The 17,373-nt window shown below is 34.7% G+C and carries 15 protein-coding genes; 1 reads left to right on the top strand and 14 read right to left on the bottom strand.

Annotation, left to right across the window (positions count from 1 at the left end; genetic code table 11):
* Positions 1–243 precede the first annotated feature (243 nt).
* The 6 genes from ACFQO1_RS03695 to ACFQO1_RS03670 all read right to left on the bottom strand — a co-directional run bounded on the left by ACFQO1_RS03695 (position 244) and on the right by ACFQO1_RS03670 (position 6,575).
* The gene (locus tag ACFQO1_RS03695) at positions 244–1,281 is read right to left on the bottom strand and encodes a hypothetical protein (protein ID WP_380216624.1); all 1,038 of its coding nucleotides are present in this window, start codon (positions 1,279–1,281) and stop codon (positions 244–246) included.
* Positions 1,282–1,355: 74 nt separating this feature from the next.
* The gene (locus tag ACFQO1_RS03690; protein ID WP_380216623.1) at positions 1,356–2,132 is read right to left on the bottom strand and encodes a hypothetical protein; all 777 of its coding nucleotides are present in this window, start codon (positions 2,130–2,132) and stop codon (positions 1,356–1,358) included.
* Complete coding sequence (locus tag ACFQO1_RS03685; protein ID WP_380216622.1) at positions 2,119–2,679, bottom strand: RNA polymerase sigma factor; 561 nt, start codon at positions 2,677–2,679, stop codon at positions 2,119–2,121. The genes ACFQO1_RS03690 and ACFQO1_RS03685 overlap by 14 nt, the downstream gene beginning before the upstream one ends.
* A gap of 152 nt (positions 2,680–2,831) precedes the next feature.
* The gene (locus tag ACFQO1_RS03680) at positions 2,832–3,809 is read right to left on the bottom strand and encodes a polyprenyl synthetase family protein (RefSeq protein WP_380216621.1); all 978 of its coding nucleotides are present in this window, start codon (positions 3,807–3,809) and stop codon (positions 2,832–2,834) included.
* A gap of 92 nt (positions 3,810–3,901) precedes the next feature.
* Complete coding sequence (locus ACFQO1_RS03675; protein ID WP_380216620.1) at positions 3,902–6,439, bottom strand: alkaline phosphatase family protein; 2,538 nt, start codon at positions 6,437–6,439, stop codon at positions 3,902–3,904.
* Positions 6,426–6,575 carry a hypothetical protein gene (locus ACFQO1_RS03670; protein WP_380216619.1) on the bottom strand — a complete coding sequence of 50 codons (150 nt, stop codon included), beginning with the start codon at positions 6,573–6,575 and terminating at the stop codon, positions 6,426–6,428. The genes ACFQO1_RS03675 and ACFQO1_RS03670 overlap by 14 nt, the downstream gene beginning before the upstream one ends.
* A 123-nt stretch (positions 6,576–6,698) precedes the next feature.
* Between ACFQO1_RS03670 and ACFQO1_RS03665 the strand changes: the two genes are divergently transcribed.
* Positions 6,699–7,505 carry a T9SS type A sorting domain-containing protein gene (locus ACFQO1_RS03665; protein WP_380216618.1) on the top strand — a complete coding sequence of 269 codons (807 nt, stop codon included), beginning with the start codon at positions 6,699–6,701 and terminating at the stop codon, positions 7,503–7,505.
* A 59-nt stretch (positions 7,506–7,564) separates the two neighbouring features.
* Here the strand turns inward: ACFQO1_RS03665 and rlmN are convergent, their stop codons facing one another.
* The 8 genes from rlmN to ACFQO1_RS03625 form a co-directional block, all read right to left on the bottom strand.
* Positions 7,565–8,605 (bottom strand): dual-specificity RNA methyltransferase RlmN, encoded by a 1,041-nt coding sequence (gene rlmN, locus ACFQO1_RS03660; protein ID WP_380216617.1) that lies wholly within the window; start codon positions 8,603–8,605, stop codon positions 7,565–7,567.
* Between the two features lie 71 nt (positions 8,606–8,676).
* Positions 8,677–10,338, bottom strand: coding sequence for a T9SS type A sorting domain-containing protein (locus tag ACFQO1_RS03655; RefSeq protein WP_380216616.1), 1,662 nt, complete (start codon positions 10,336–10,338; stop codon positions 8,677–8,679).
* A gap of 142 nt (positions 10,339–10,480) precedes the next feature.
* The gene (queA, locus tag ACFQO1_RS03650) at positions 10,481–11,530 is read right to left on the bottom strand and encodes a tRNA preQ1(34) S-adenosylmethionine ribosyltransferase-isomerase QueA (protein ID WP_380216615.1); all 1,050 of its coding nucleotides are present in this window, start codon (positions 11,528–11,530) and stop codon (positions 10,481–10,483) included.
* Positions 11,531–11,612: 82 nt separating this feature from the next.
* Positions 11,613–12,857, bottom strand: coding sequence for a 3-phosphoshikimate 1-carboxyvinyltransferase (locus ACFQO1_RS03645; protein WP_380216614.1), 1,245 nt, complete (start codon positions 12,855–12,857; stop codon positions 11,613–11,615).
* A complete protein-coding gene (locus ACFQO1_RS03640) occupies positions 12,854–13,099 on the bottom strand; it encodes a hypothetical protein (protein WP_380216613.1) in 246 nt (81 codons plus the stop codon). The genes ACFQO1_RS03645 and ACFQO1_RS03640 overlap by 4 nt, the downstream gene beginning before the upstream one ends.
* On the bottom strand, positions 13,099–13,425 hold the full coding sequence (locus ACFQO1_RS03635; protein ID WP_380216612.1) for a nucleotide pyrophosphohydrolase: 327 nt from the start codon (positions 13,423–13,425) through the stop codon (positions 13,099–13,101). Before ACFQO1_RS03635 ends, ACFQO1_RS03640 begins: the two co-directional genes overlap by 1 nt.
* Entirely contained in the window at positions 13,426–15,462 is a 2,037-nt protein-coding gene (locus tag ACFQO1_RS03630; protein WP_380216611.1) for a transglutaminase domain-containing protein, read from the bottom strand.
* The gene (locus ACFQO1_RS03625) at positions 15,462–17,363 is read right to left on the bottom strand and encodes a DUF3857 domain-containing protein (RefSeq protein ID WP_380216610.1); all 1,902 of its coding nucleotides are present in this window, start codon (positions 17,361–17,363) and stop codon (positions 15,462–15,464) included. Before ACFQO1_RS03625 ends, ACFQO1_RS03630 begins: the two co-directional genes overlap by 1 nt.
* Between the last annotated feature and the right edge of the window lie 10 nt (positions 17,364–17,373).

Raw genomic sequence — 17,373 nt, 5'->3', positions numbered from 1 at the left:
AGTATTCAGTATTCAGTATTCAGTATTCAGTATTCAGTATTCAGTATTCAGTATTCAGTATTCAGTATTCAGTATTCAGTATTCAGTATTCAGTATTCAGTATTCAGTATTCAGTATTCAGTATTCAGTATTCAAAGATTAAAAATTATGTTTAGAAAGCCATTTAATAAGCTTAGTTGTTATCAACAAAAAAGCCCCTGATTTCTCAAAGGCTTTGGCTACTAAATAATTGATTGATGAAAATTAGTCCATGTCAAATCGGAGTCCGAGGGAGATATTGCGCTGCTCGATAGGATTGTCTTTAAAGATCGGATTGAGATCATATTTCGCATACAGTGCTGTCCCTCTCCAACCAAGATATGCACTTACACCATAGATAAAGTTATTGGTGTTATAATCGTCTTTAAGCTTTAACTTTACCTCTTCTCCGTCTTCTTTAAATTTTAACTTTTGACGTGAACTTAAATTAAATCCGGCATAGCCTCCAATTCCAAATTTTAATTTATTATGGGTATTGTATCTAAAATAATCTTCCTTTTCTATTTTTTCTGAAGGTCCAAACTCGAAGTGAAGTGGAAACACCAGATTATCTTGTCTGAATTTCGATTTTTTAAGGTCCAATGGATATTCTTCTAAGATTGTTTGATCGCCATTTTCAACGTAGTACCTGTTGTCTGTTGGTTTCAAACCATTAAACTGGAAGGAGAAACCATACTTAACACGTAACCAGTTGCTTTCTTTAAACACTCTGGTTTTCCAAGCCCAGCCTAACTCTGCAAAACGGCTCCCTCCTATTTTGAAATCGCTATCGTCCAGACTTTCTCCTTTGGTGATAACATTATTAAATCCTACTGCAAAAACTAGATCGCTTGTAGTTCTAAGGTCATATTCACGTTCTTTTGGCGCTCCTAGCTGGATATCAATTGTTTTTCCATCACTAAAAATAGACACCTTATTTTCGCTCGAATCTTCACCGTTACGCTCGAATAAAGCAATTTTATTATCAATTATAGCTAAGCGGTTTTCGATATTTAAAGCTCTTCGTTCAGCAGCTTCTTTCTTTAATGCATCTGCTACTTCTTTGGTAATCTCATTAGCTTCCTGTCGAGCCATAATAGCTTCGACCTCCTTTTTAAGTGCTTCTTTCTCTTCGGCAATAATAACCTCTTTTGAAGCACGTAGCAGTTCTATTTTAGATTTAGGATTCTCTTCTTGAGCAGTGATTTTTGGCACAGAAACTAGCATGCTTGCCAGTAGTAAGTAAAAGATAGATTTTTTCATAATGTTCGGTTTTTAGTGCTTCTTGATGTGAAGCAGATTGATGAATTTTAACTTGGTACTCTGTTTATTATTGATTAATTATTTCGGTCTGAAACAGCAGTTCTCACTTTATTAAAACCTTGCCCCAAGGCATCAAACACTTTATCTCTAAAGCTTCGTTCCATTTCGAACTCGATATCTTCTAAGAGAGCTGCTGCATCAACTTTAGAATTATTTAGAATTCGCTGAGTTTGTAATTCACGCTGGGCATTTAATAACAAGGCGTCAATTTCTTGTGTAGTGACTGTATTATTTGTTTTCTGAATAGAGTTGATCTGAGCAACTACTTCCTCTACTTTTGATTTTTCAATAAGCTTGTCATTTATAAAAACTGAATTCACTTCTTTGACCTCTAAAGCTTTTTCTTCATTTTTAGTTTCAGCGATGGCTATAGGTTGTTTTGGTGTTTCTTTTTGCTGAAAAATTTGTTTTTCTTTGATAACCTTTTGAGTCGCGAGTGTTTCTTCCTTTTTCTTATCTATAGGTTCTACCGCAAGATTTTCAGAAGGAATAGTGGTCATACGCTTCTCTACATTTTTATTTTTTATTATTTCTGAAGGTTTTTCAGCATCTATTTTTTCAGTTGTATTTTCAATTACAAAATCGGTGGCCGATTTGTCCTTTGTAAAAACAAAAGAGGCCACGATTATAATTCCAATAAAACTTGCTGCAATCGCGTACCAAAGAAAAGGGCTTTTTCGATCACTTTCTCCTAACTGACCTTCCAGTTTTGACCAGGCCGTCTGTGACGGTTGGATCTCGCGTTCCTGTAATTTTTCGCGGATGTGTTCTTCTAATTTAATGGGTGCCATAACTTATATTTTTTTTGACTTCGCTTTGTAATAATTTGCGTGCCTTAGATAATTGTGATTTTGAAGTGCCTTCGCTTATTTGTAATAATTCGGCTATTTCGCTGTGTTTATACCCTTCTACAGCGTACAACACAAATACGGTTTTATATCCTTCCGGTAGCCTGTCGATGATCTTTTGGATTTCAGCTACCTCCATTTCAGTTTCTATATAGGCCACATGTTCTATCGAATTTTCAATTTCGGCAGCATCATTAAACTGTAATTTTTTACTTTTCCGAAGCTCTGAAATCGATTCATTTACCATAATTCTACGTATCCAACCTTCAAAACTTCCTTCAGCCTTATAACTTTTAAGATGTGTAAATACTTTTAAAAATCCTGTTAGCATGACCTCTTCAGCCAAATCAACATCTTTTACATACTGCCTACAAACACTTAGCATTTTTGGAGAAAAGAGCTCAAACAGATCATGTTGTGCTCTTCTATTACCCTTGCTTGCCTTTGCAATAAGCTTTGTGTAGTTTTTATGTAACGAGATAATTTTCATTATACGCTTCGCGATGGTTTCTATTTATAAAGACGAGAATGATTTAAAAAAGGTTGCCTGGAGGTTAAAAAAGTTTTTTGTGTTCAGGCGCAATTGACAGTAAAAATCATATTCTTGACAATTGTTTATGGAGACTACAAACTGGTTCCTTCTTACTTTTTCCTGTCAATGACATAGTTAACCATGAGCTCGAGTGAAGATTTAAAAGTAGATTCGGGATACTGAGATAAAATTTGAAGCGCTTCTTGTTGGTAGTCTTTCATTCGTGCTGAAGCATAATCTAATCCGCCAGAGGATTTCACAAATTCAATAACTTCCTTGACCCGTTTTTTATCTTTATTATGATTTTTTACTGAATTTATGAGCCAGCGTTTTTCTTTTTCCGAAGCATTATTGAGGGTATGAATGAGCGGAAGAGTCATCTTTTGTTCTTTGATATCGATCCCTGTAGGCTTCCCAATCTGAGTTTCACCATAATCAAAAAGGTCATCTTTAATCTGAAATGCCATGCCTATGAGTTCACCAAACTTTCGCATTTTTTCTACTTCGGTTGCAGGTGCATTTACAGATTGAGCCCCCATGGCACAGCAGGCTGCAATGAGTGTGGCTGTCTTTTGACGGATAATTTCGAAGTAAACGTCTTCGGTAATATCTAATTTTCTTGCTTTTTCAATCTGGAGTAATTCTCCTTCGCTCATCTCACGAACGGCTACCGATATAATTTTCAGCAGATCAAAATCATTATTATCAATGGACAATAAAAGCCCTTTAGACAATAGATAATCTCCCACGAGTACTGCAATTTTATTTTTCCAAAGGGCATTAATACTGAAAAAACCACGCCTGCGATTGCTGTCATCAACTACGTCATCATGCACTAATGTAGCGGTATGAATCAATTCGATAACAGAAGCACCTCTATATGTACGATCGTTAAGCTCTCCATTATTCACCATTTTGGCAATTAGAAAAACAAACATAGGACGCATTTGTTTTCCCTTGCGATTTACCACATAATGCGTAATACGATTGAGCAACGAAACCTTTGAAGACATGGAGATAAGGAACTTTTTTTCAAAAAGTTCCATTTCGTATTCAATGGGAGCCTTTATTTTGGACACAGTTTTCATAACTATTTCAAAAATACATCAAATAGCTTTAGAAAGCTTTGGATAAAAAAAGGAGTAGTTTTTATTCCACTCCATTTTTGTAATTTAATTATTTAATTGTTCACTTTATTTCTATGTAATGATTTATCAATACAGGAGGCCATTAAATCTTTTTCAAGATCTTTCCCAATAAAAGATTCTATTGTGTCTACAACAGGTTTTGGGTTATTAATCATATCCACATAGTCAACATAAATAAGTTCAACTCCCGGCTCTCTTTCTTTCCATGCTTCAACTTTTTTTAATTGATCCACGTATGCATTATAAAGTTTGACAGGTAAAATATCTGTATCTTTTCCAGTCATTTTACGTTGTGATTGTATTACTTCATGCAAATCTCTTTTCATAAAAATAATTTTGTACCTGTACTGTTTCTTAATGTGTCTTAATAAAGGAGCAACAATCTTTACTACTTTATTCTGGGCTTTATCAAGCCAAGAATTATCTTTATGAATTGTCATCACAGGTTCATATTCATAATAACCTTTTGGATTTGACTCATCTGCCTCTCTTTTTCCATCAATTAAAGTTTTAAGACCTCCTTTATCAAGCATCTGCATCATTAAGGATGTGCCCGATCTTGGGAGACCAGAAACTATAACAATTTGATTCTCTCTGTACTTAAAGTTTGATTTATTAATTAAATCAAAATCAAGTTCCATTTTTTCAATTACATTCTCAACTGCTTTTTCTGCAATGTGATATTTTTTTGGAGTTAATCTTGCAGCAGTTTCATATGCTAATTTTGCATTTTCTATATCACCTAGTTTTTCAAGAGCTTGACCTAAAATATAATGAGCAGAAGGGAAATATTTAACAAGATCTATTGCTATAAGAGCATGCTCTGCACTTTCCTCATAATTTCCTAACATATAGAATGTTTGAGCAAGAGACTTGTGATATTTTGGATTATCCTGTAGTGCTTCTATCGAAGCTTCAAAACATTTTTTAGCTTTATCAAATTCTCTATTAATATAATGTATATTTCCTATCTTATATGATAACTCTGGGCTAAACCTATTGTTCTGAGGGATATCTAACAGGACTTTTAAAGCCTTCACTATTTTTCCCTGCCCTAATAAGATATCTGACTCTAGAAAATGAGTATTAAATTTAACTTCAGTTTTTATAGATTTAAATTTTTTCATGTACTTCTCTGCTTCGTCAAAATTATCCATTTTCAGAAGCGTCTTAACCAGATCTACATAATAAGGGCCTAAATCTATTGGGTCTTCCTCTTGTGTAAGTTCAAGCAATAACACTTTAGCATTTTCATAATCTTTTTTTCCTAGATAAACTCTAGCAAGATTATGTTTTAATTCACATTTTGTTTTAAGAATAGCGGTTTCCTTTTTCTCGTCTGGTTTCTCTATGTATCCCAGTTCAATTAGCTGCTCCATTGTTTCTTCATCAGATAATGGGTCAACCTCTTTTTCGTCACTTAGCTCTGCAAAATCACCATCAATAGAATCCCAACTTTCAATCATTTTTGGAGTATGAGTTTCTTTAAATATATCAAGTATTACTTTACCGTCCATATCTTTTCCAATTGGCAAGCCATAATGATGAAGTATCGTTGGGGCTACATCAATAAGGTTCATTCCAAAGATTTTTTCATTTTTCTTTATGTTAGGCCCTCTTGCTACAAAAATTCCAAATTGTCTATGATCTAATGCAGGGGCCGCTGCAACTTTTGGCATTTTAAAAATTCGCTTATCTCCAGATTCGAATCCATGATCCGACATAACAATAATAGTAGTATCATCATCAATCATTTCCATCACCCTACCCAACATCATATCCTGAAAACGATAAGCTCCATTGACAACGTCCTTATACATATCATATTGATCTTCCGAAATATTCTTCATTTTTGGAGGATGGTACTTCATAAAAGCGTGACACAAGTGATCTATTAAATCAAAATAAACACCCATAAAATCCCACTCAGTTTCTCTTATCAAATAAGTTGTTGCATTTTGAATAGAAACATTTTGTGATAAAATTTTAGCAAAAGAAATGAGGTGGTTTGTTTTTGCTGTCTGGTCTATTTTTGCAGCATTTGGAATAAATGGAAGAATATGTTCTTTTGTTACCTCCCATGGAAACATTCGAAAATTCCCTAATTTTTGAACAAAATCTTCTGGATGTATTGTACCCTTTACGATGGGACTTTCCTTTTTAGGATCAGTCTTGACTTTCTGGAACTTATCTGTGACAACAACTCCATTGATTGGCTCTGCTGGAAATGTTGGCCACCATCCTACTAAATTACTCTTACATCCTTGATTATGAAGAATGTTCCAAATAGCTCTGGATTTTCTCGAATTAGCTGTAACTGGACGTAGGGCTTTTTGATTTGGAGTAACTTCTACAAATCCTAAAATTCCATGCTTATCTGGTGTTTTTCCTGTAGCTACAGAACTCCACAACATTGGGCTGTAAGGAGGATTCATAGTACTCATATTACCATAAACACCTTCATTAATCAATTTTTTTAAAGAAGGCATATGACCTTTAGCTATGAGAGGACCTATTACTTTCCAGTCTGCAGCGTCCCAACCAATTAATATCGTTTTATTTTTGTTCATTGTTTTCTATTTCACGTTGCTTATTCTTTAATTCTCTCCAAGCTTTGAAAGCCTGATCACCATAGGCCAAGTGTCCTAAAGAACTATCCAAAGGGATATTTGTAAAGTCTATAGTTTGTTTTTTATTGGTTTTCATTTAAGTATCTATTTTCAAAATTTTTTTAATTCACAAAAAAAAATTATATTTACTCTATAATTTTAACTAATTGTTGGTTTTTTTTGTAAAAAAACAAAAGTCAACAAGTAATACCTAACAAATATGAAAAAAATTACAAAAAATGAATTTTCAAAAAATCTTGCAAAGTATGGCGCGCTTTCATTAGCGATTGCAGGAGTTGCAGATGCAAGTGGACAAGTTATCTACACTGATCTAGATCCAGATTATAATGGGATGCTTCCTTCTACACTTGATATTGATTTCAATGGGGATTCTGTGACAGACGTTTCAATTGTAGTAACTAGTGACCCAGGGTATCCATTAGCACAAGTTGCTGCTGGTTCAAATGGTGTTATCGCAGCTTCTAATTCTGGTTTTTATTACGCATCTAATCTTTCTTATAGTGCTGTTATTGGATCTTCTGGAGCTTTCAATAGTTTTGGAGACTTATGTGCAGATGGAGGTTTTAATGGAAGTCAATTTTGTGGAAATCAAGGCGATCCAATTCCAGGATATGTTGGAATTCAATTCTTAGTTGATGGCAACACTCATTATGGTTGGGTTCAATTAGGAGCACCAACAAGTAGTGAAGTTAATGTCCTTGATTATGCTTTTGAAGCTACTCCAAACACACCAATTCTTGCTGGAGTTATTCCAGTTGCAGGTGTAGATGACAACGCTTTTGAAGGGTTTTCTCACTTTGTAGATGCCAATAGAAATTTAAGCCTAAGCGCAAATACTCCTATGTCTAACGTTTCAGTTTATGACGTATTAGGTAAAGTGATAATCACAAGTGATTTATCTAACACAAATGAAACTATAAACTTAGCATCTCTTAACAGCGGCGTGTATATCGCTCGTGTAACTATTGAAGGTCAGGTTAAATCATTCAAAATTGCAATAAAATAAGCGTACATTTAAAGTACAGCTTTTATAAAGGAGGAGGGTATTATTAATACCCTCCTTTTTTATTTCTTATTTGCCAACTGCCCGCAAGCAGCATCGATATCTTTACCCCGACTTCTTCTCACGGTGACAGGAATCTTATTTTTTTCTAGGGCATCTATATATTCATTTATCACTAAAGTTTCTGCCTGCTGAAACTGACCATCATCAATAGGATTATATTCAATAATATTTACCTTACAAGGTACGTATTTACAAAACTGAACTAGTGCCGCTATATCTTCTAAAGAATCATTAATTCCATTCCAAACTACATATTCATAGGTAATACGTCTTTGTGTTTTCTCATACCAGTATTCTAAAGATTCACGTAAATCATCAAGTGTAAAACTTTTGGCAAACGGCATGATTTGTTCTCTGGTTTCCTGAATTGCAGAATGTAATGAAACAGCAAGATTAAACTTCACCTCATCGTCTGCCAGTTTTTTAATCATCTTTGGAACACCAGAAGTTGATAGCGTAATTCGTTTAGGAGACATTCCCAACCCTTCTTCCGAAGTAATCTTTTCAATAGAAGCTAGTACATTTTTATAGTTCATTAGAGGTTCTCCCATACCCATAAAAACAATATTGGATAAAGGTATGTTATGATACAATCTACTCTCCTTATCAATAGCAACTACTTGATCATATATTTCATCAGGGTTTAAATTTCGCATTCTCTTTAAACGCGCTGTAGCACAAAACTTACAGTCCAAACTACACCCTACCTGAGAAGAAACACAAGCTGTAGTTCTTTTTTTTGTTGGAATTAAAACTGATTCAACAATCAATCCATCATGAAGTTTTACAGCATTTTTAATGGTCCCATCGTTACTTTTCTGAATGTCATCTACTTCAATATGGTTTATGACAAAATTTTCTTCAAGATGCATTCGGATTCCCTTTGAGATATTAGTCATATCCTCAAAGCTATGGGTCCCTTTACTCCATAACCACTCATACACCTGATTCCCTCTAAATGGCTGCTCACCAATACTTTCAAAAAAACGTCTTAACTCTTCTTTTGTAAGGGCACGTATATCTTTTTTTATAGCTTTCATTTCGCTACAAAATTAACCATTATGGCATGAAAAAAAGTGGAATTAGTAAAAAAGAGCTTCAGAAGAAAAAATTAACGCTCAACAATAATTTTTTTAGTAATAGCTTGACTGCTTTCATTGTCTACAATATGAAGAAAATAAACCCCAGCAGATAATGATTGAATATCCAACACATTATAAGAATTGGATATGGATCCTGACATTAGTCTTTGACCTACCACATTATAAAATGAATATGACAAGTCTGGATATCGAAAATTTTCGATAGTAATAAAACTGGCAGCAGGATTTGGATAAATGTCGAGAGCACCTATTGTTTCAATATCAGGAACGTTTAGAAGGTTTTGTAACGTATCTGTAAGGTTTGCACCAGTTTCAAGAGGATCAAGCCAATCCATTAGTCTCGTTTCTGGAGTGTCACCACTATCCCATGAAACAGCAAATCTTCCGTAGATATCAAAGTCATTATTATTCTGATTACCCTCACAATACGATTGTCCTGCATACAATTGTCCTATTATTCTTCCATTCTGATTAAATAAAGGTGATCCCGATGAGCCACTTTCAGTGGTTCCAATTTCCCAGCCATTACCTGATCCAACACTCACTCCCCCGATGAGCCAAACTTCCCTGCCATTTGCATTTTGATGAACTGCACCGGAATCATCTCTTGAAACCTTCATAATATCTCCTTGTGGATGATGAATACCTACTTCATAAAGAGGCAGGTCGTCAGTTCTATCCCATCCAGCAAATGCTACATCCCATGAAGAGGGTATCGAATTGCTAAGTTCTACCAAAGCAAAATCACTTAGAGAATTACTGGCACGTAAAATAGCACCACTCATGGTAAAATTGGTTTCTACATCTGTACTATCGTCTCCTGTTCCACAAACAGGGTTTGGACTTGTCCAATTTAAACGGATAGACCAAAAAGCAGGATCACTACCTTCTAGGCAGTGGTTTGCAGTCAATAAATAAGGTGTTTTATCTTCTCTTGTATTATTAATTAAAGAAGCGGAACAAAGGTATCCATTTCCTAAATTTAATAGGGCAACCGTTTTTTTAAGTATCTCCTTTTTTTCGTCAAAATCAGAACCAATTGGACAGTTAACATCGTAATTACAATCTCCAGAATCGTTAAGTCCACGACCTTCTCCATTGATATAATCCTGTAATTGTCCTAAACGGTAGCCATGAATTATACTTCCTATTTTTAATTGAACTACTTCCTGAACGGTGTCAGGCTCATAATATTCAATAATAATCGTTTCCCCTTCAATAAACCAGGAACCCAATAGGTTATTCTCCCGATTTTCATTTTTGGTGTACGTTTTAGATATATCAGATCGATCAATATTATACATATGGAGTCTTGCTCCTTCAGGAAGAAAGAAATTGTCATAATTCACACTAATATTTATAGCACTTGGCGAATTGATCGCTATTTGCCACAAACGAGCTCCATTAGGTAAATCGGTCCAGGTCCCTGTGTTTAGAACATCAAGCGTTAAAGGTCTGGTAATCCCATAGCGCCATGGCTGACTTTTATCTCTGTCATTTATCTCATCTTCGGCAATCACAGAAGCTAAATCTAAAACGGGTAATCGAACAGTTTCAACAGTACTTCTTACATCGTATTCCCAAGAATAAGGCAATTCTCTACCGTTTTCTTGTGAAAAAGAAAATTGAAAGGGTACCATAAGAATAAAGAAAAGTAGTGTTCTCTTCATAATACAAAACCTTTGTCAGACAAAAGGATAACTAAGATAGTTTATTATTCTGACATTTGAAAACCAAATCGTTATAACCCAAAAAATCCTGTTTAACATTCGTTAAAAACAGGATTTTTTGTGATATTAAAATATAGTGAGACTAAATAATTAACATAGCATCCCCATAGGTGTAGAAACGATATTTTTCCTTAACCGCTTCAGCGTATGCTTTTTTAATAAAATCGTGTCCTGCAAATGCAGAAACCATCATCAAGAGCGTTGATTTTGGGGTATGAAAATTGGTGATCATTGAATTGGCTATACTAAAATCATATGGCGGAAAAATAAATTTATTGGTCCATCCCGTATAAGCATTCAAGGTATGGCTTGAAGAAACTGAACTTTCTAATGCCCTCATAGCAGTAGTTCCAACAGCACAGATACGACGCTTATTTTTTAACCCAGAATTAATAATCTGAGCAGCTTCCTGATCAATACTCATTTCTTCCGAATCCATTTTGTGTTTTGATAAATCTTCTACCTCCACCGGACTAAAAGTACCCAAACCAACATGAAGTGTAACCTCGGCAAAGTCAATTCCTTTAATTTCAAGACGTTTTAATAGATGCTTAGAAAAGTGTAAGCCCGCAGTAGGTGCAGCAACCGCACCTTCAGTCTTTGCAAAAATAGTTTGATACCTCTCTGCATCTTCTGGCTCTACTTCTCGTTTGATATATTTTGGAAGTGGCGTTTCCCCAAGTTCTGTGAGCTTATTTCTAAATTCTTCATAAGAGCCATCAAAAAGAAAACGAAGTGTTCTCCCTCGCGATGTCGTGTTGTCAATAACTTCGGCCACGAGTGTTTCATCGTCCCCAAAATAAAGTTTATTTCCAATTCTTATTTTTCGTGCAGGATCGACCAACACATCCCAAAGGCGTGTTTCCGGATTTAACTCTCGTAATAAAAATACTTCAATTCTAGCACCTGTTTTTTCTTTGTTACCAAACAATCTCGCTGGAAACACCTTTGTATTGTTTAAAACCATCACATCATCTTCATCAAAGTAATCGATCATGTCTTTAAACATCTTGTGTTCAATAGTTTGCTCTTTACGGTTTAAGACCATTAAACGAGCTTCATCACGATTAGGAGCTGGATATTCGGCTAAAAGTTCTTCAGGTAAATCAAAATTAAAATTTGAAAGTTTCATTCCCATAGTTGGTACAATTTAGTGGTAAAAAGTTGCAAATATACAACCTCAGCATAGGGGTTGTCAAGTAAATAGGGATTTATTATTTAATTTCTGAAAATATCCCTACTTCTTGTATCGATTTCCAGAAATCAGGGAAGGATTTTGACACCACCTCTGCTTCGTTGATAACTATTCGATCACATATTGCCAGAGGCGCAAAGGCCATAGCCATACGATGATCGCTGTAGGTGTCTATGGCTGTATTCTGAAAGTTTTTAGTTGTTTCTGAAGCCTTCAATTGTAATGTCTCTTCAGTTACACTAACTGAAGCCCCTAGCTTTTCCAATTCGGTTTTTAAAGCTATTAAACGATCTGTTTCCTTAATTTTTAACGTATGTAATCCCAAAAGTTTACAGCTTAAACCTAAGCCAAAACACGTTACAGCAATGGTCTGTGCAATATCTGGTGTATCTGAGAGGTCCAGCAATAATGAATTATTTGATAATGTTTTGTTCGATTTTGAGAGAATGATTGAATTTTCAGCAGCCATAAACTCAGTTTGTACACCCAGTTTTTTATAAATCGTAACTAAGGCCGAATCGCCCTGTAAACTTTCAGCCTTATAACTTATAAGTTTTACTGATAGTTGGCTGCTCAACGCAACAATACTATAAAAATAAGAAGCCGAACTCCAGTCAGATTCTACAGTTATGGTTTGTGTATCAATTTTTTGAGCAGTAGCAACCCATATACTATTCGCATGAAACTTAGCCTTAACCCCTATCTGAGACAGGAGATCCACCGTCATTTGTAAGTAGGGTTTTGAAGTTGTTTTCCCTTTAAGATTAATCGTAAGACCATTTTGTAATGAGGGTGCTATAAGCAGCAAAGCAGAAATGTACTGACTGCTTACATTAGCATCAATTTCAACTTCAGATTTTAAAATTGTTTTACCGTTAATTCTTAAGGGAGGAAAACCTTCTTCTTTCACATATTGAATGTCGGCTCCCAAAATTCTTAAGGCATCAACTAAGATACCTATAGGTCTTTGCTGCATCCGTTCACTTCCGGTTAAAATAACTTCTGCTTCCTCTTTTACAGCAAAAAAGGCAGTTAAAAATCGCATGGCTGTGCCAGCGTGATGAATATCTATACTTCCTTTTGATTTTTGAAGCGCTTCTTTCATCACTTCCGAATCGTCACTTTTGGAACAGTTATTAATCTTAAGTTGAGGAAACAATGCCTGTAAAATTAACAATCGGTTTGATTCACTTTTGGAGCCTGTGATATTTATTTCTGAAAGTAGATTTCTCGGTTTTTGATATGAAAGCTGAAGCGAACTCATTGGTTTTTATAGTCCTCTCTTTTGAGTTTGCCCCAGAATTTTCCGAAGCTAACCATAAATCCGCAAAACAATCCCGCTCCAAGCAAGGTAATGATAAATAAGGGTGAGATCCCTTCAGAAAAAAGCGCTGTTGAAAATCCAAACATAGCCCATTGTAAGAAAAGTAGGATGATAGCGTAGATAAGTCCCAGTATAAAAACTGATTTTAAAAAACCCTTATGTGTAATAACCCGCTTAAACATTATTTAAGTTTATCATTATTATGATGGCGGTCGTAATCCCGTTTTGTTTTAAGCTTCATTTTTTCGTCAAAAGCTTCTTGAAGGTCAACCCCTGTTTGATTAGCCAGACATAAGACTACAAAAATTACATCGGCTAGCTCTTCTCCCAGGTCTTTATTTTTGTCACTTTCTTTTTCACTCTGCTCCCCGTATCTTCGGGCTATGATGCGTGCAACTTCACCAACTTCCTCGGTGAGTTGTGCCATATTGGTAAGTTCGTTAAAGTAGCGAACCCCGTGTTTTTTAATCCAGGTATCAACTATTTTTTGTGCGTTTTTAAGTTCCATCTATGCTTTGACAAGTACTACTTTTTCGTTTTGTTTTTCAACTAATAATTCAAAAAACTTTTTAAGACCTCCATAGGCTTCAGCTCCAATATACGGCTGATTTATAGATAATTCCATAGAAATCTTTAATGTATTATTGTTATTAGTGACAGCGTATCTAAATTCACCAGATTCTTCTCCTAATGAAAAAGCTACGCTTTCTGGTAGAGTTTCCACTTTATAGCCTTCGGGAAGGTTTATCGTAAAAAGATATCTATCTTTTAGGGGATGGCTAAAATCTATTGGATAGTTTCTTGTTTCAGATTTAAAGGGTGTTTCTTTTACAGCTAAAAATGACAAAGGAGACACGTATATTTTACCGCCTATTTCTTCAACAGCGTCGTAAGATGTAAAGTCATAGTTTAATGTTACGGGCTGATTTATTGTTTCAAGATTTTCGAATTTAATATTTGAAAACTCTACTTCGCCTTTATCTTTTTCCAGTTTTTTTCTTTGATCCTCTTCAGAAATATTTGAGTAAGAGAAGCGTTTAGATAATGCATAGTGGCCAGTGTATCTAGATTTGATACTACCATCAAGTGTTAAATCATCGTTTATATCAATTGTAACGAGAGCGCTTTCGGTTGCAGGAGCACTTGGATATAATGGAACCCAGTCTGAACTATTATCATCTCTAAGGATTCTTCCTTGCCAGTTTAAAATTTCAGTTTCAAGAATATCTATTTCCCCTTTTTTATTTGTCGCATCTAAAAGGTGAATTTCATTGTTCTCTTCAACAGCTGCAATTACATAATTAAAACCGTTGCGACTAGGAAACAATGGAATTCCATTAGCTTTGGAGCTTATAAGTACAGGGTTTGCATTCAACCCTACATGTCTAAGCATTGCGACGAGCATTAAATTTATATCTGCAATATTTCCCGTTCCTTGTTTGTAAGCATTTTTTAAGCCTTCGCTCGCGTAATATCCAAAGTAATCATTCCATGTCATCTTCGATTTAACATATTCGAAAACAAGATTCATTTTTTCTTCAGTACTTGATGCTGTTTTTACTATTGCATCGATATCATCTTCAAAATAATTTGATCTTTTAAGTTCTTCTCCAAATGAGGATGAATCATATATCGATTTTGAAACTGCTTCCCAAGTGGTCGCATAACTCTCGGGTGATGCACCAGGAAACTTTGTGTAAGCCAGCTCAAATTTAATAGCAGCTGCATAATTATCTATATTTCCAATATACGCCTCCTTTTTCATCGCAGGAACATCCTCAAGATTGATTATTGAAACATTGTCCTTAAATTCTACTTTTTGAGTTTCAATTATTCCTTGACCTAAGCTTGTTCTAACTTGTGTTATTTCTTTCTTAGTTCTTAAAGTTAAATTACGTTGTTTTATTTCTTGATCAATTCTAAACGGCAACCAACCTGATCTATGGGTTTTATAGTTTAGATATTCTGGTGCAGCAAATCGAACCTCAACTTTATCAAGCGGGATTTTTTCTTGAAGCCTATAAGTGTCTACATTTCCAATGTATGGAGACCTAACAGTATATTTATACTCTATGACACACCCTTCTTTTAAGTTTGGCATTGTAAATTTAGTCTGCTCAAGATATTCGTGAACTTCAACATCGAAAATCCCATCATTTCTTAGCTTTTCATCTTCTATTTTATCACCTTCAAGAAAATAAGTGTTGCCTTTTAATCCTGAAATTTTTTCTCTTGAACCGTTTCCACTTTTCAAATTTACTTTTTTCGTACCCCAATCAAAACCCTCTTTGTTATAAATTTTAATGCGTTCGAAAACATCTGTGACAAGGTAAAATCCGTTATCCTGCGAGTAGTCAAAACTTGTAGATACTTCTCGATACAGAATTGCTGCATCTGCTTCGTTGTCTTCAGGGTGTTCTTTTTGAAGTAATTCTTCTTTGGAAACTTTACCAAATCTATAATCCTGACTAACTACAAATTGAGCATTAAAAAAAATAAAAATAATTACTGAAAATTTTACGATTTGTTGCTGGGTACTGTTCATTATTCAATTGGTTTAATTAAGATTTTTAACTTGTCTTGCTTTGCTATAGCTCTTCTAAAAGATCTATACTCTTTATAGTCTTCTGGGGCAAAAGTACCCTTGTTCATATAAAGTTTTCTTTTAAATTGTATTGTATTGTTATCAAGAGATTCAACTTCTATAGAATAGCGACCAAACTTTGTTTCAAGAAGTTTGTTTTCAGGCAAGGAGTCAAAGTTTAAATTTTTTGGCAATGTAATGGTTACTTCGTCGATATCTGTATATGCCATTTCTAAAGCAAGCTTTTGCTTTCTATCTGTAATTCTCGGTGGAATATAAGAAGCTTGGTTAAAACTATTTAATTCTAAAAGCATTTCATTGCCTACCTTGCTTGTAATTGATGGAATTTTAAGTTTAACCTCTTCTGTAAATTGAATATCTTCCTTGTTATTTTTAAGTATAATACTTTCAACAGAAAGTCCATTTAAATTACCCCACCTATTTTTATAGACGTCCAGTAATTCCTCTTTTTTTAATTTTTCAAGCGCATATTTTCCATCGTATTGTAAACCTTCTGAAACAGATGTTAGCGACGCTGTAGCACTACCATCATTGCCTATGATGATATTTCCTGTATTGGCTTGAACATTTTCTTGTTGGGTATATGTTTTCGTATGTACTACCTTACCTCCTTGAGGAGTAATAATAACTACATCCCTATCATCTGTAAAGTTGCCTAAATAGCCATAAGGAGTATCTTGACTGGTACATTCTAACCAGGTTATCTCGTCTTCAGTTGGAATTCCTAAAATAACATGATTTCCCTGCATAGAAGAAAAATCACTCATTATGTCTCTTTCATCATCTCCTGCGTACAATACCGTATAATAGGAAGTCACTCCCACCACTTCCAATAATGCTTTGGTATAATTAGTAAGCGCTTTACAATCTCCATAACTTAAATTATCTACCTCTGTAGCCAACATTGGTTTCCAACCACCAATACCAACTTGTACGCTAATATACCTTACCTTATCCTGTACATATTGGTATATTTTTCTTGCCTTACCTTCATCTGTAGTTTCAGAAGCTACTAAATTTCTAATTTCTTGTTTTGTTCCTTCTGGTAATTCACTAACATCTGACAAAAGACTGCTATACATCCATTGACCAAATTCACTCCAGTTTTTACCATAGCCCGGCACTCCCTGCAAAGAAAAAGTATCTAAACCAAAATATACTTTTGGACAAAATGTAGTAAATGCGGGCGATAACTCTTCATATCGAAATGCCTTTATATTTTCTGCAACAAAACGGAGTGTTTCTTCAGTTTCTGTTATTTTTATTTCGAATCCATCAATATGTTCCTTTTTATACCGTACTTTATTTGATGGGTCAAATGTTATTGTTTGTTCACTATAGAGTACGCTTTCAGCATATCTATCTATTGGAAACCACGGCATAATAAAGGCCGTATCACCTGTTTCTACTATAGATTTAAATACAATCGTATAGGGATATGAGGTCGGTGTATATTCCAGATATAGTGCTCTGTTATCATTAAAAATAGAGAACCCATCAGCCACACTTATATCCCTAAAATCGTTTTTTTTAAAATGTTCCACTTCGTTTCCTAATGCGTCGTAAACATAGGCTTCAATCTTTTCAATTGTTCTAGTCTCATCGTAATAAGCAATAGCAGAAACATTTCTGTCACCCCTTTCGTTTAAAACGGTCGTTGCCCGTTCTGTTTGGATTTCCAGCTTATCTTCTGAAACATTTATGCCTACCTTCTTATGGATAACAACACTATTTGCATTTTTAGTAAATTGAGTAGGAATAGATAGGATACTATATTTCTCCTGACCTTGAATAACAAATACAGTGGAGAAGAGTAAAAAGATAAAAAAAGAAAATTTCATAGTATAATTT

It is taken from the genome of Jejudonia soesokkakensis, from assembly GCF_042664795.1.
Taxonomy (GTDB): Bacteria; Bacteroidota; Bacteroidia; order Flavobacteriales; family Flavobacteriaceae; genus Jejudonia; species Jejudonia soesokkakensis.
This window is presented reverse-complemented; position numbering and strand designations above follow the sequence as displayed.